Origin of the sequence: Photobacterium ganghwense, from assembly GCF_003025595.1 — a bacterium.
Classification (GTDB): domain Bacteria; phylum Pseudomonadota; class Gammaproteobacteria; order Enterobacterales; family Vibrionaceae; genus Photobacterium; species Photobacterium ganghwense.
In genome coordinates this window covers 137469-150387 of sequence record NZ_PYMI01000005.1, presented here as the reverse complement: position 1 = coordinate 150387, position 12919 = coordinate 137469, and the positions used below count along the sequence as shown (strand labels likewise).

12 protein-coding genes are annotated in these 12919 nt (G+C 51.5%); 4 read left to right on the top strand and 8 right to left on the bottom strand.

The window, feature by feature from the left end:
- The first annotated feature begins 71 nt into the window (after positions 1–71).
- Positions 72–2789, top strand: a complete 2718-nt coding sequence (gene secA / locus C9I92_RS18610; RefSeq protein ID WP_047886948.1) for a preprotein translocase subunit SecA — start codon at positions 72–74, stop codon at positions 2787–2789.
- A gap of 112 nt (positions 2790–2901) precedes the next feature.
- A complete protein-coding gene (gene mutT / locus C9I92_RS18605) occupies positions 2902–3300 on the top strand; it encodes an 8-oxo-dGTP diphosphatase MutT (RefSeq protein ID WP_047886947.1) in 399 nt (132 codons plus the stop codon).
- A 93-nt stretch (positions 3301–3393) separates the two neighbouring features.
- On the opposite strand, the gene yacG is transcribed toward mutT, so the two are convergent.
- The 8 genes from yacG to nadC form a co-directional block, all read right to left on the bottom strand.
- Positions 3394–3612 carry a DNA gyrase inhibitor YacG gene (gene yacG, locus C9I92_RS18600; protein ID WP_047887028.1) on the bottom strand — a complete coding sequence of 73 codons (219 nt, stop codon included), beginning with the start codon at positions 3610–3612 and terminating at the stop codon, positions 3394–3396.
- An 8-nt stretch (positions 3613–3620) separates the two neighbouring features.
- Entirely contained in the window at positions 3621–4358 is a 738-nt protein-coding gene (gene zapD / locus C9I92_RS18595) for a cell division protein ZapD (RefSeq protein WP_047886946.1), read from the bottom strand.
- 24 nt (positions 4359–4382) lie between these two features.
- On the bottom strand, positions 4383–4997 hold the full coding sequence (gene coaE / locus C9I92_RS18590; protein ID WP_047886945.1) for a dephospho-CoA kinase: 615 nt from the start codon (positions 4995–4997) through the stop codon (positions 4383–4385).
- Positions 4998–5001: 4 nt separating this feature from the next.
- Positions 5002–5871: a prepilin peptidase gene (locus C9I92_RS18585; RefSeq protein WP_047886944.1), complete on the bottom strand. Its 870-nt coding sequence runs from the start codon at positions 5869–5871 to the stop codon at positions 5002–5004.
- Between the two features lie 275 nt (positions 5872–6146).
- Positions 6147–7367, bottom strand: a complete 1221-nt coding sequence (locus C9I92_RS18580; RefSeq protein ID WP_047886943.1) for a type II secretion system F family protein — start codon at positions 7365–7367, stop codon at positions 6147–6149.
- Positions 7368–7422: 55 nt separating this feature from the next.
- Positions 7423–9123: a type IV-A pilus assembly ATPase PilB gene (pilB, locus tag C9I92_RS18575; RefSeq protein WP_047886942.1), complete on the bottom strand. Its 1701-nt coding sequence runs from the start codon at positions 9121–9123 to the stop codon at positions 7423–7425.
- Positions 9124–9131: 8 nt separating this feature from the next.
- Positions 9132–9554, bottom strand: a complete 423-nt coding sequence (locus tag C9I92_RS18570; RefSeq protein ID WP_047886941.1) for a pilin — start codon at positions 9552–9554, stop codon at positions 9132–9134.
- A 470-nt stretch (positions 9555–10024) separates the two neighbouring features.
- Positions 10025–10912: a carboxylating nicotinate-nucleotide diphosphorylase gene (nadC, locus tag C9I92_RS18560; protein WP_047887027.1), complete on the bottom strand. Its 888-nt coding sequence runs from the start codon at positions 10910–10912 to the stop codon at positions 10025–10027.
- A 299-nt stretch (positions 10913–11211) separates the two neighbouring features.
- Between nadC and ampD the strand changes: the two genes are divergently transcribed.
- A complete protein-coding gene (gene ampD / locus C9I92_RS18555) occupies positions 11212–11775 on the top strand; it encodes a 1,6-anhydro-N-acetylmuramyl-L-alanine amidase AmpD (protein ID WP_047886939.1) in 564 nt (187 codons plus the stop codon).
- Positions 11776–12071: 296 nt separating this feature from the next.
- Positions 12072–12845: a pyruvate dehydrogenase complex transcriptional repressor PdhR gene (gene pdhR, locus C9I92_RS18550; RefSeq protein WP_047886938.1), complete on the top strand. Its 774-nt coding sequence runs from the start codon at positions 12072–12074 to the stop codon at positions 12843–12845.
- The last annotated feature ends 74 nt before the right edge of the window (positions 12846–12919 follow it).

Sequence of the window (12919 nt, the reverse complement as noted above, 5' to 3'; positions counted from 1 at the left end):
CGGTGAAATATTCAGATTGAGTCATCAGCCCGACCTACTGGCTGACATAACAAAGAGAAAACGGCAACGCCATGTTATCAAAACTACTGACTAAAGTTATCGGTAGCCGTAACGACCGCACACTGCGTCGTATGCGCAAAATCGTTGACCAAATTAACAAGCTTGAACCGCAATTTGAAAGCTTACAAGACGAAGAACTGAAAGCCAAAACGGTTGAGTTCCGTGAGCGTTTGGATCAGGGCGAAAACCTGGATCAGCTGTTGCCAGAAGCGTTTGCCACGGTTCGTGAAGCGTCGAAGCGTGTGTTTGGCATGCGCCATTTCGATGTTCAGCTGATTGGCGGTATGGTACTGAATAACTGCCAGATCGCAGAAATGCGTACGGGTGAAGGTAAAACGCTGACGGCGACGTTGCCAGCTTACCTGAATGCACTGACCGGTAAAGGTGTGCATATCGTTACGGTGAACGACTACCTGGCTGCCCGTGACGCCGAAACCAACCGACCACTGTTCGAATTCCTGGGGATGACCGTTGGGGTGAACATCCCGAATATGCCTCCGCATGCGAAGAAAGAAGCGTACGCGGCAGACGTACTGTATGGTACCAACAACGAATTCGGTTTTGACTACCTGCGTGACAACATGGCTTTCCGCCCGGAAGACCGTGTACAGCGTGAGCGTTTCTTTGCGGTTGTCGATGAAGTCGACTCCATCCTGATCGATGAAGCCCGTACCCCGCTGATTATTTCTGGTCCGGCTGAAGACAGCTCGGAGCTGTACATTAAGATCAATGCCCTGATTCCTCAGTTGGTGAAGCAGGACAAAGAAGATAGCGAAGAATACCGTGGTGAAGGCCACTATACGGTTGATGAAAAATCTAAGCAGACTTACCTGACGGAGAACGGTCAGGAATTTGTTGAAGAGCTGCTTAAACAAAACGGTATGATGGACGAGGACGATACACTGTACTCGCCAGCCAACATCAGCCTGCTTCACCATGTGAATGCCGCATTGCGTGCCCATGTGTTGTTTGAGCGTGACGTCGACTACATCGTGAAAGACGGCGAAGTGATCATCGTTGATGAGCACACAGGCCGTACGATGCCGGGCCGTCGCTGGTCTGAAGGCTTGCACCAGGCTGTTGAAGCCAAAGAGGGTGTGAAAATTCAAAATGAAAACCAGACTCTGGCTTCCATCACTTTCCAGAACTACTTCCGCCTGTATGAGAAGCTGTCAGGTATGACAGGTACTGCGGATACTGAAGCCTTTGAATTCCAGACAATCTACGGTCTGGAAACCGTGGTTATCCCAACCAACAAGCCGATGGTTCGTGATGACATGGGTGATTTGGTTTACATGACTGAACGTGAAAAGTTCGCGGCGATCAGTGAAGACATCAAAGCGCGCGTCAGCAAAGGTCAGCCGGTGCTGGTGGGTACCGTCTCGATTGAAAAATCAGAAATGCTGTCAAACGCCCTGAAAAAAGAAGGGATTAAGCATCAGGTTCTGAATGCGAAATTCCATGAAATGGAAGCTGAAATTGTGGCGCAGGCGGGTAAAGCCGGTGCGGTGACAATTGCTACCAACATGGCGGGCCGTGGTACGGATATCGTGCTGGGCGGCTCCTGGCAGAGCGAAGTGGCGAAGCTGGATAACCCGACAGAAGAACAAATTGCCGGCGTGAAGGCCCAGTGGAAAGAAGCCCACGATGCGGTACTGGCAGCCGGTGGCCTGCACATTATTGGTACAGAACGTCACGAATCCCGCCGTATTGATAACCAGCTGCGCGGCCGTTCAGGTCGTCAGGGTGACCCGGGTTCCTCGCGTTTCTACCTGTCGATGGAAGATGGCCTGATGCGTATCTTCGCGTCTGAGCGTGTTTCCGGGATGATGAAGAAACTGGGCATGGAAGAAGGCGAGGCCATTGAGCACCCATGGGTGACGAAGGCGATCGAAAACGCCCAGCGTAAAGTAGAAAGCCGTAACTTCGACATCCGTAAACAGCTGCTGGAATTCGATGATGTGGCTAATGATCAGCGTAAAGTCGTGTACGAGCTGCGTGACGAGCTGATGAATGCCGAAGACATCAGCGATATGATCGAGCAGAACCGTGAGGATGTGCTGCAGGCTGTGATTGACGAGTTTATCCCGCCTCAGTCTCTGGAAGAAATGTGGAATATTGCGGGCCTGGAAGAGCGCCTGAAGAACGATTTCGATCTTGAACTGCCGATTCAGGAGTGGCTGGACAGCGAAGAGAAGCTGTACGAAGAAGCGCTGCGTGAACGTATTGTCGAGAAAGCGGTGGAAGTTTACCGTCACAAAGAAGAAGTGGTTGGTGCGCCTGTGCTGCGTAACTTCGAGAAGACGGTCATGCTACAAAATCTGGACATGCTGTGGAAAGAGCACCTGGCTGCCATGGATCACCTGCGTCAGGGTATCCACCTGCGTGGTTATGCACAGAAAAACCCGAAACAGGAATACAAGCGTGAATCGTTTGAGCTGTTTGAGGGCATGCTGGAAAGCCTGAAGTCTGATGTGATTGCCATCCTGAGTAAGGTTCGCGTCCAGCAGCAGGAAGAAGTCGAGCGAATGGAAGCGGAGCGTCGTCGTCAGGCCGAAGAACTGGCCCGCCGTCAGCAGTTCCAGCATCAGGAAGCCGAAAACCAGGTGGCGGACGAGAGCCATGAAGATGGTGTTCCACACCGTGCTGAGCGTAAGGTAGGTCGTAATGAACCTTGTCCTTGCGGTTCAGGTAAGAAATACAAACAGTGTCACGGTAAAATCAGCTAACAACTGACCGTGTTATAGAATAAAAGGCCGCCAACGCGGCCTTTTGTTTATGCGCACAATGAGGCAAGATAACACAGAGACGCAGCATTACCGTTTGATGATAGGGTGAAGAGTGGATAAAAAACGCGTGTGGATCTCTGCGGGGATCATTCTAAATGACAGTAAAGATTCGGTCTTTATAACCCGACGTCCTGCCAAGGCGCACAAAGGCGGCTTCTGGGAGTTTGCCGGCGGCAAAGTCGAGCAGGGCGAAACGGCAGAGCAGGCGGTGATTCGTGAATTGCATGAAGAAGTCGGCATTGAAGCGACGGCCCTGGAGCATTTCATGGCTCTTGAGCATGACTATCCGGAAAAGGCGTTGAAATTTGATTTCTTTCTGGTGACGGCGTTTGAAGGGGAAGCCTTTGGTAAAGAAGGTCAGCCCGGGGAATGGGTCGCTCTCTCAAACTTGCGTGACTATACCTTTCCGGAAGCCAATGAGGTGGTTCTGGACAAACTGATGGGTCTGTAGTGCTGCTGGTTATAAGCGCATGACAGAGCCTATGCTCGGTGTTCTGTGGATTGAGATACGATAAGACCCGGCGAGATGCCGGGCCTTATGCTGTCAGTATCCCATGTCTTCTGACCAGCCATCAGAATCGGACATGTCCGGAGCGCCGGGAATGGATTTTTCCTCGTCCGCCCACTCACCCAAATCAATCAGTTGGCAGCGCTTGGAGCAAAAAGGTCGGAATGGGCTTTGCTCTCCCCATACCACGTCGGTGCGACAAGTCGGGCACTTGACCACGGTGAGATCAGATTGGGTGGATTTGGCTTGTGTCATGGTGAACCTCAGCATATCGCCAGTTTAAACTCGAGCAATTCCGCGATGCCGGTTCCTTCCTCAAAAGGTAGGAAGCGAACAGCAAAGCGGCTGCGATGGCCCGATATCATAGGGTATACCCCATGGCTTGAGCAAATATCAATCCTCAGCATGTTAGCCGCTTCGGCGTCATGCTGGAAGAAGCCGCCCCGAGCGACCTGCGGGCGGAATTGCCCTGACTCCCTGATCAGCTTTAGCCACAAGTGCAGCGCCACGCTCAGTTCGCTGATGTGATTGAGCCAGTTTTGCATATTGCTTTGTTTGTGCGCCAGCGGCAGGTGCAGCCAGTGATGCAGTGTCGGCAAGTCAAAGCTGCAGCTCCCGCCGGGAATTGACAGGCGCTGTTTAATACTACTCAAGAAGCGATCTTCACGCAGCTCCTGCCCCAGCCGGGTGGCTGTCAGCAGTTGATGGTGAGCAAGATCCAGCTTATCTAGCAGCTCCAGCAGTGCGTTTTGGTCCACTCCGTCAATGTTCAGCCACTGCTTGAGTTTACCGCGTTGTTTTTCTAGATCTTTGGCCAGCTCTGATTTCAGCTGTATTTGATCCAGGATTTCCAGCATATCAAACAGGGCACGAAAAAAGATCTGATGTTGCCAGGGGTCAGTAAGCTGGCTGGCATGCGTCATCTGGCGGATCAGGTATTCCAGCCGCAGGTAGATCCGGACTTTCTCGCTGAGAGGGTGTTCATAGCGAATCATTTGCATATCGACTTACCCAAAAATGTTCGGTTAATTTGATGCCGCCGGAGACTGGCTTAATGTCAGGTAATAGGCGTGCAGTTCCGCCACTTTTTGTTTCAGGCTCTCTGCGTCACCGTTATTGGAAATCACATCATCGGCAGCGGCCAGACGCTGCTCCCGGGTTGCCTGTGAAGCCAAGATTTTACGGACCTGCTCTGCTGCAACATTGTCGCGTTGCTGTGTACGTTGGACCTGTACCGATTCATCCACATCCACCACCAACAGACGATCGGTCATGGTTTGCAGGTTATTTTCCACCATCAGGGGGATGACCAACAAGCAGTAGGCGGATGTCGTCTTTTCAATGTCGGCTTTCATCTTTTCCCGAATCATCGGGTGCAGCAGATCGTTGAGCCATTGTTTGAGCGAGTGGTCATTGAAGATGGCCTCTCGCAGCTTACTGCGGTTGAGAGAACCATCTGTCAGTAAGATGTCAGATCCCAGTTTGTCAGCGATAGCCTGAAGGCCGGGCGTTCCCGGTTCCACGACTTCCCGGGCAATAACATCAGCATCAATAATATCAATATGGTAGGCGGCAAACAGATTGGCAACGGTTGTTTTACCGCTGCCGATGCCGCCAGTCAGGCCAATCACCATGGTCATAGCATTACATTCCCAGATATGAAGTCAGGTACCAGTTGAGCAGTGGCTCACCCCACAAGATGGCTATCCAGCCGGCAATCGCCAGATAGGGGCCAAATGAAAACGGTGTTTGGCTGTCGGAACGCTGCACCCGCATCAGAATGATGCCGCAGATTGCCCCAACCAAAGAAGAAAGCAGCACGACAAAAGGCAGCAGTTGCCAGCCAAGCCAGGCTCCCAGTGCGGCGAGAAGTTTAAAATCCCCGTAGCCCATTCCTTCTTTGCCGGTCAGCAGCTTAAACGTCCAGTACAGGCTCCACAGCGACAGGTAGCCCGCCATGGCACCGATGACGGCATCGGTCAGGCTGACTGGCGAAAAGCCAAGCAGCGCCATCAGCAAGCCAGCCCACATCAACGGCAGCGTAATTTGATCCGGTAGCAGCATTTTGTCAATGTCGATAAACGTCAGGACAATCAATGCAAAGCTGAAAAAGATAACGGCAAGCGCCCATTCAGAGTGCGGTAGCGTCAGCGCCACTGTCGTAGCAATGGCGGCAGTAAACAGCTCGACCAGCGGGTAACGGATGCTGATTTTTGCCTGGCAATTCTTGCAGCGCCCCTTTAGCAGCAGCCAGCTGACAACCGGGATATTTTCCCACATGCTGATGGGATGCTGGCAATGTGGACAGCGCGAGCGGGGAATGCTGAGGTTGAATGGGCCGGTTTCTTGAACAGAACCAAATTCCGGAAAACACTCGGCGCAGTCGGCTTTCCACTGCCGCTCCATCATGATAGGTAGGCGATAAATGACGACATTCAGGAAACTGCCGACAAGCAGTCCAAAAACAGCCGCAAAAACAGGAAAAAGCCAGGGATAGAGGATCAGCAGTTCCATGAAAACATTCTCATATCAGTCAATGGGATTATTGTAGGGGATTCGCAGTTCGGATCATAGCGGTCGCTGGAGGAGTGAGTCACAATGGTGCTCGCGTGCCGCGAAACCCGTACAGCGCAAAGTGATGTCACTAAAAGCTAAGCAAAGGCAAATGGGGCAAAGGTTATGAAGCAGAAGCAATAGCTTGTGGCAGAAAGCAGGGAAAGCTGATTTGGCCATGGCTTCCCTCCCTCTTTCTGTTGTTTATAACAAACCCACAGTTATCTAATCCACAGTTACCCAATCACACTCATCAGTTTGAATATCGGCATATACATGGCAACGAGTAATCCGCCAACAACCGTTCCCAGGAAAATAATGATCAGGGGCTCAATAATTTTTCCCAGGTTGTCGACGGTATTATCGACATCATCTTCATAAAACATCGCCATTTTATTGAGCATATCGTCCAGAGAGCCGGACTCCTCGCCAATCATCGTCATTTGCAGCATGAGTTCTGGAAATACATCGCTCTGGCGTAACGCAATATGCAAAGGCATGCCAGATGCTGTGCTGCCGTGGGCCTCCATCGCGGCTTTTTCGATATACAGGTTACCGGCAGTTTTTGCCGCGGACTGTAACCCGCTGAGCAATGGGATACCTGCACTGAAAGTGGTTGCCAGGGTGCGGGCAAACCTTGCGACTGTGGCTTTCAGTAATACCTCGCCAATCACCGGAATCTTAAGCATAGAGCGGTGCCAGCGATAGCGCAGAGGGGCAGAACGCTGGTAGCTGTAACGTAACGTGATAAATCCCAGCAACAACAGGATGGCCAGGTATTTCCCGGAATCAACCAACCAGTCAGAAGCCGAAATGACCTGACGGGTAAACCACGGCAACTCTGCACCAAAGCTATTGAAAATACTGGCGAACTGCGGAATGACAAACAGCAGCATCATGACCGTTACGCCGACGGCTGTCAGCGTGACGATGGATGGATAGATCATGGCTTTGATCACTTTTTTCCGCATGGCTTCATTTTTTTCCCGATAGGTCGCGATCCGGTCAAATACCTGGCCCAAATGACCGGTTTGTTCGCCGGTACTGACAAGGTCGCAATAGAAGGTATCAAACAGTGGGGAGCTGTTGCGCATCGCCCGGGCGAGAGAGGAGCCAGACTCGACCTGGACGGATACCTGGGTCAGTGTGGCGCGTGCTTCTGCTTTGTGATGGCTGTCGGCCATGAGTTTGAGCGCCTGGACGACGGGAACGCCGGCGTTAATCATGGTCGCCAGTTGACGGGTAATGGTCGTAACATCGGTTGGCTTCAGCTGATTTTTTAGTTTACTGAACGTAGACGGGTTACGGTGGCGAATTTTTTTTACCTGGATCATCTGCTCTGTGAGCTTGGCCCTGACTTCCTGCTCCTGGAAACCAAGGATCACCCCGGAGAGCTTTTTGCCTGACGGGTTAACCCCCCGCCAGTGGTAGTAACGGATTTTTCCGGCTTGCGCCATGGTAAGGTCCCTCAGATGGTTCAATCGGTCTGACGCAATCAGGCCCGCGGTGGTCTTAACTAAAGTGCAGTACGCGTTGTAACTCTTTTAAACTGGTGATGCCTTCGCATAGCTTCTCTATACCTGACTGTTGCAGGGTTTTCATGCTTTGCCGACAGGCAATGCCTTCCAGCTCCAGTGTATTGGCACCTGCCATTAAGGCTTCGGCGAGCTCTCGTGAAAAGGGCATGACCTCGTAGATACCGACCCGTCCCAGATAGCCTTTGTTACACTCATCACACCCTGTTGGGCTGGCTTTGAAAATGGTGGCATTGTCGGGAATCGCGAGGGTATCTCTGATAAAACGATCCGGGTCATCAGGCTGCTTGCAATGTCCGCAAAGACGGCGGGCCAGCCGCTGAGCAATAATTAGGCTCAATGACGATGCTAGGTTGAAGTTCTCGATCCCCATATTGGTCAGTCGGGTAATGGTTTCTGCCGCTGAGTTGGTGTGCAGTGTCGACAACACCAGGTGGCCAGTCTGAGCTGCTTTCACGGCAATAGAGCCGGTTTCCAGATCCCTGATTTCCCCGACCATGACGACATCCGGATCTTGGCGCAAGAATGAGCGCAGTGCTTCGGCAAACCCAAGCCCGACGGTGGGGCGTATCTGTACCTGATTTATGCCCGGCAGGTTGATTTCCACCGGGTCTTCGGCGGTGGAGATATTGCGTTCCTCGGTGTTCAGGATTTTGAGGCCGGTGTACAGGGAGACTGTTTTGCCACTGCCAGTCGGTCCGGTCATCAGAATCATGCCCTGAGGGCGCTGAAGGGCACTCAGGTATGCGGCTTTTTGGGGCTCGGTATAACCCAAAATATCGATATCCAGATTGGCACTGGAGCTGTCAAGAATCCGCAGCACCACCTTTTCACCCCACAGGGTAGGCAGTGTGGAAACCCGCAAATCCACGGCCACATTTTCGGACAATTTGAGCTTGATCCGGCCATCCTGAGGCTGGCGCCGCTCGGCAATATTGAGCCTGGACATGACCTTCAGCCGGGTGGATAAGCGACGGGACAAATTGGCCGGTGGGGAGGCGTGCAGATGCAAAATTCCGTCACAGCGAAAACGGATCCGATAGCTCTCTTCATAGGGTTCAAAATGGATATCGGAAGCGCTTTTACGCAGGGCGTCCAGTAGCACCTGGTTGATATAGCGGGTTACCGGGGCGTTATCACTGGTGAGATCTGTGGCGTCGTCAGCCAGTTCGGTGTCGGTCAGATCCACCAGCTCCATTAGATCTGCATCACTGACACTGCGCTGTGTTTTGTTGGAGCCGGCCCCTTTAATGTCACTGCCGTATACCCGGCGGATCGCCGCTTCCAGCTGCTTATGATCCAGCAATAGCGGCTCAATGTTTTTGCCGGTGGCAAAGCGAAATTCATCCAGCACATCAATACGGGTCGGATCGCTCAGGCCAATAAAAATACTGGTGTCCGTGTTGTACAGCGGCAGCACTTTGTGGCGTAACACCAGATCCCGCAGGTTCAGGCTTTTGCAACATTCCGCGTAATCGTACTGATGGACATCAACCAGCGGCAGGGCGAACAGCTGTTCCAGTTGCCGGGCCAGCTCGGCGCTGCCGATGATGCCAAGTTGCAACAGAACAGAGGGCACCGAGGCGCCCTCTGACTGAACCTGATCCACCACTTGTTGTTGCTCCACCAGACTGAGAAGATCTGCTTGGTGAAGAATGGAGGCGAGGTTTGTTTGCATTTTCTTGTCTACGGTTTCTTAGCTGCTGGGCAGCTATCTGTTTCAATGTCTGCATTGTTAACTTCACAACCCCAGCCTGTAGCTGAACGGGTAAATGTTATCTTCGTTGTATTTGGGAGTGAAGAATTGCCTGAAAAAGTAAAATCAAGTGAATTGTCTGAAGGAATAGAAATATCGCCTAGGCTATTTGATTTTGCGGAGATTCCAAGTGCCGTAAAAATATTTGCTTGTTCTGATTTTAGGTAGTCACCATTTTCCTGGTACCAAAGTTCTGATGGCGTGATAAGTGATTTTAATGTTGCAAGAGCTGAAGCACCTTCACTTCGTTTAACATAGTCTTGATAAGCAGGTACTGCTATTGCTGATAATACACCGATAATCGCCACCACAATCATCAGTTCAATCAGCGTAAAGCCGTTTTGTTTTTTCATTTCTGTTTCCTTTCAAAATAAAGAGATGCAAATAAGCCCAAATAATTGGTGGAGCGAGGATATGCCGATTGCGCAACGTGCTGAATTGGCTACAAATGATTGCTCGGCCCAGTCGAAAAAAAATTCAGGAGACTTGCATGGTTTTCAGTGGCTTTGCGAGTGAGTAGACGTAATGTCATTGGGGATTTTGTCAGTGAGGGATAGGGGATCGGCTCAGCGGCATTTTTATCCGGAAATACAGGACTTGGGCTTTGCCTGGTTAACAAGGTAAAACCGGGTGGGAGAGGTGAGAAAATGGTATGTGGAATAGAGGGTGCACAAAAGCGCAGGGAAAGGGTGTATTGGTGTGGATATGGTCACGGGCTGCTTATCTGAACAAGCTGGTCAAACAAGTTATTCACACAGGTAAAGCAAAAAAGGCAGCGGATGCTGCCTTTTTGTATGAACAGATTATGAAGAGTTACGCTGTATTATTTGAAACGCATTGACAAATCCAGTGCCTTCAGGTGCTTGGTCAGTGCGCCGACCGAGATATAGTCCACGCCGGTTTCAGCGTATTCCCGGATGGTGTCGAGCGTGATATTACCGGAGTTTTCCAGTGCTGCCCGGCCGGCGTTGAGCTTGACAGCGTCACGCATCATGTCAGTGGTAAAATTGTCGAGCATGATGATGTCTGCACCGGCATCAATAGCTTGTTGCAGCTCATCCAGGCTTTCGGTTTCCACTTCAACCGGTTTACCGGGAGCCAACTGCTTGGCGGTTTCTATCGCCTGACGAATCCCGCCACAGGCGATGATGTGGTTTTCTTTGATCAGGTAGGCATCAAACACCCCGATGCGGTGGTTGAAGCCGCCGCCGCAGGTCACGGCGTATTTCAGGGCGCTGCGCAGGCCCGGAATGGTCTTGCGGGTATCCAACAGGCGGCATCCGGTGCCTTCAAGTTGCTTGGCATACGCTGCCACTGTGGTCGCACAGCCTGACAACGTCTGAATAAAATTCATGGCGTTGCGTTCACCGGTGAGCAGAATGCGCGATGGTCCGTGCAGGGTGCAAAGCGTCTGATTTGGCTCTACCTTATCGCCGTCCTGGACATGCCAGGTAATGTCCACTTCGCCACCCAGTTGTTTAAATACCTCGTCCGCCCACAGTTGGCCGCAGAAAATACCGTGTTCACGGGTAATGATAGTGGCTTCGCCCTGGCTATCGACCGGGATCAGATTGGCGGTGATGTCGCGGCTCGGATCAACCTCGCCACCGAGATCTTCTCTGAGGGTATCGGCGACCATGCGGGTAATTTCGGCCGGAAGCTGTTGCTTGAGGTAGTTCAGGCGCGACGCGCTGTCGTGCATCTTTTCCATTTGAGTCATTACACGTCCATACAAGTGAGCATATATTGGGCAAACGAAAGCACGGTTCTGGGCGGCTTTCGGGGCCGTCTGGGCTTGCCGACGGTCATATAAGGATCATACCTTGGCTTTTCCGGAGATCCTAGGAGGGAGATCGGAGTTCTGGTGTTCGCTTTGTAGCTAAGCCAATTTGGGCAGTAAAAAAATGCTTCATCTCTATATAAAGAAGAACAAGAAGAATAAGCCAGGTGCTTGACCTTACGGCAGTTCACGCTACCCTTGCGACATTATGGTAAACCGGGATCGCACAGATGCTCACGATTAACGCACAACACTGGCTGGAAGGTGTCCGGCATGTTCCTTCTCCCTTTCATGATCCGCGTCCGGATCCGGCAGATATTTCGCTGCTGGTGGTGCACAACATCAGTTTGCCGCCGGGGCAGTTTGGTGGTCCGTACATTGAGCAATTGTTTACAGGGACGTTAAATCCGACAGATCATCCCTATTTTGAAGCAATTTCAGGCATTCGTGTTTCGGCCCACTGTTTAATTCGGCGTAACGGCGATATCATCCAGTTCGTTCCCTTCGACAGCAGGGCCTGGCATGCCGGAGTATCCCAGTTTGCCGGACGCGATAAGTGCAATGACTACTCGATTGGTATTGAGTTGGAAGGAACCGACAATCTGCCTTATACCCAGGTTCAGTACGACGTTCTGGCCGAGTTAACACGGGTTTTATTAAACCGCTATCCGCGATTGGACAGCCAGCGCATCACCGGGCATGAGTTTATTGCTCCGGGACGGAAAACCGATCCGGGGCTGGCGTTTGACTGGTTGGCTTATCGACAAAAGCTGCAAGCCGACATTGAATCGTGAAATGGATGTGAAGTGGCGAGATTGTGACCGATCAAATTGGTCAGACCATTGATTTTTTTCTTGCCGCTCCTTGCCCACAAGTCAGTTGACGACTATTTTTCATCTTGTTTTAACAAGTTTTCATATCTTGAAATTTTTGTTAAATCCCCCTTCGTTCTATGATTTCCATCAAGTTGTCGGTGGACATCTTCAATTATTTCTGTAAACTTTGCTGCTATCGTTAAATTGGTAATACCAATTGTCCGAACACAGACTGTCCAGAAGCGCGATAAGTACTCAGAAGAAATAATAAAAAAATGACTTATAAACGAATTCGCCAGCCCAAACTGTCTGATGCGATCGAGCAAGAGCTTGAGCATCTGATCCTCGAGGGCATTCTGTCTCCGGGACAGCAGCTCCCCCCTGAGCGTGAGCTGGCTAAGCAATTCGATGTTTCTCGCCCGTCTGTTCGTGAAGCTATTCAGCGTCTTGAAGCCAAACATTTACTGACGCGTCGCCAGGGCGGCGGCACATTTGTAACGGAAAAACTGTGGCAGAGCTTTTCCGAGCCGTTGTTGGATCTCTTGTCCGCCCATCCTGAAACCCAGCTAGACTTGCTGGAGTCTCGCCACGCCCTTGAAGGCCTGGCTGCTTACTATGCAGCCCTGCGAGGCACCGAAGAAGATTTTACCCGTATCCGTGACTGCCACGGTCGGATACAGGACGCTCAGCAGCAAGGTGATTTACCGGCAGAAGCTGCCGCTGTTATGCAGTACCTGATTGCGGTCACCGAGTCCGCACACAACGTGGTTCTGCTTCATATCATCCGTAGCCTTGCCCCATTGCTAGAGCAAAACGTATTACAAAACTTTGAGCTCCTGAACCGTCGCCCTGAGGTGGTGGAAAAGGTGCGAAATCATCGAGCCAACATTGTCCAAGCGATTGTTTCTGGCGAGCCGGAGCAGGCCCGAGAAGCATCGCATGCACACCTGGCTTATATCGAGGAAACCTTGTTGGATTTATCGCGTGAAGATAGCAGACGTGAACGCTCTCTTCGTCGTATTCAACAACGCAAGGATGGGCTGGATTAGTACCCCTCATATAAGCCTGGGGCGCTAGTGAACAGTCGCGACATTGTTAGTTTTGTAGATTATCAACGAAAGGA

What these genes read in the sequence shown, in the direction of transcription:
- C9I92_RS18570 (WP_047886941.1), bottom strand. Translation starts at nt 9,554, where the DNA reads ATGAAAAAACAAAACGGCTTTACGCTGATTGAACTGATGATTGTGGTG.
- coaE (WP_047886945.1), bottom strand. Translation starts at nt 4,997, where the DNA reads ATGACCATGGTGATTGGCCTGACTGGCGGCATCGGCAGCGGTAAAACA.
- C9I92_RS18580 (WP_047886943.1), bottom strand. Translation starts at nt 7,367, where the DNA reads ATGGCGCAAGCCGGAAAAATCCGTTACTACCACTGGCGGGGGGTTAAC.
- secA (WP_047886948.1), top strand. Translation starts at nt 72, where the DNA reads ATGTTATCAAAACTACTGACTAAAGTTATCGGTAGCCGTAACGACCGC.
- C9I92_RS18585 (WP_047886944.1), bottom strand. Translation starts at nt 5,871, where the DNA reads ATGGAACTGCTGATCCTCTATCCCTGGCTTTTTCCTGTTTTTGCGGCT.
- pilB (WP_047886942.1), bottom strand. Translation starts at nt 9,123, where the DNA reads ATGCAAACAAACCTCGCCTCCATTCTTCACCAAGCAGATCTTCTCAGT.
- yacG (WP_047887028.1), bottom strand. Translation starts at nt 3,612, where the DNA reads ATGACACAAGCCAAATCCACCCAATCTGATCTCACCGTGGTCAAGTGC.
- ampD (WP_047886939.1), top strand. Translation starts at nt 11,212, where the DNA reads ATGCTCACGATTAACGCACAACACTGGCTGGAAGGTGTCCGGCATGTT.
- zapD (WP_047886946.1), bottom strand. Translation starts at nt 4,358, where the DNA reads ATGCAAATGATTCGCTATGAACACCCTCTCAGCGAGAAAGTCCGGATC.
- pdhR (WP_047886938.1), top strand. Translation starts at nt 12,072, where the DNA reads ATGACTTATAAACGAATTCGCCAGCCCAAACTGTCTGATGCGATCGAG.
- nadC (WP_047887027.1), bottom strand. Translation starts at nt 10,912, where the DNA reads ATGGAAAAGATGCACGACAGCGCGTCGCGCCTGAACTACCTCAAGCAA.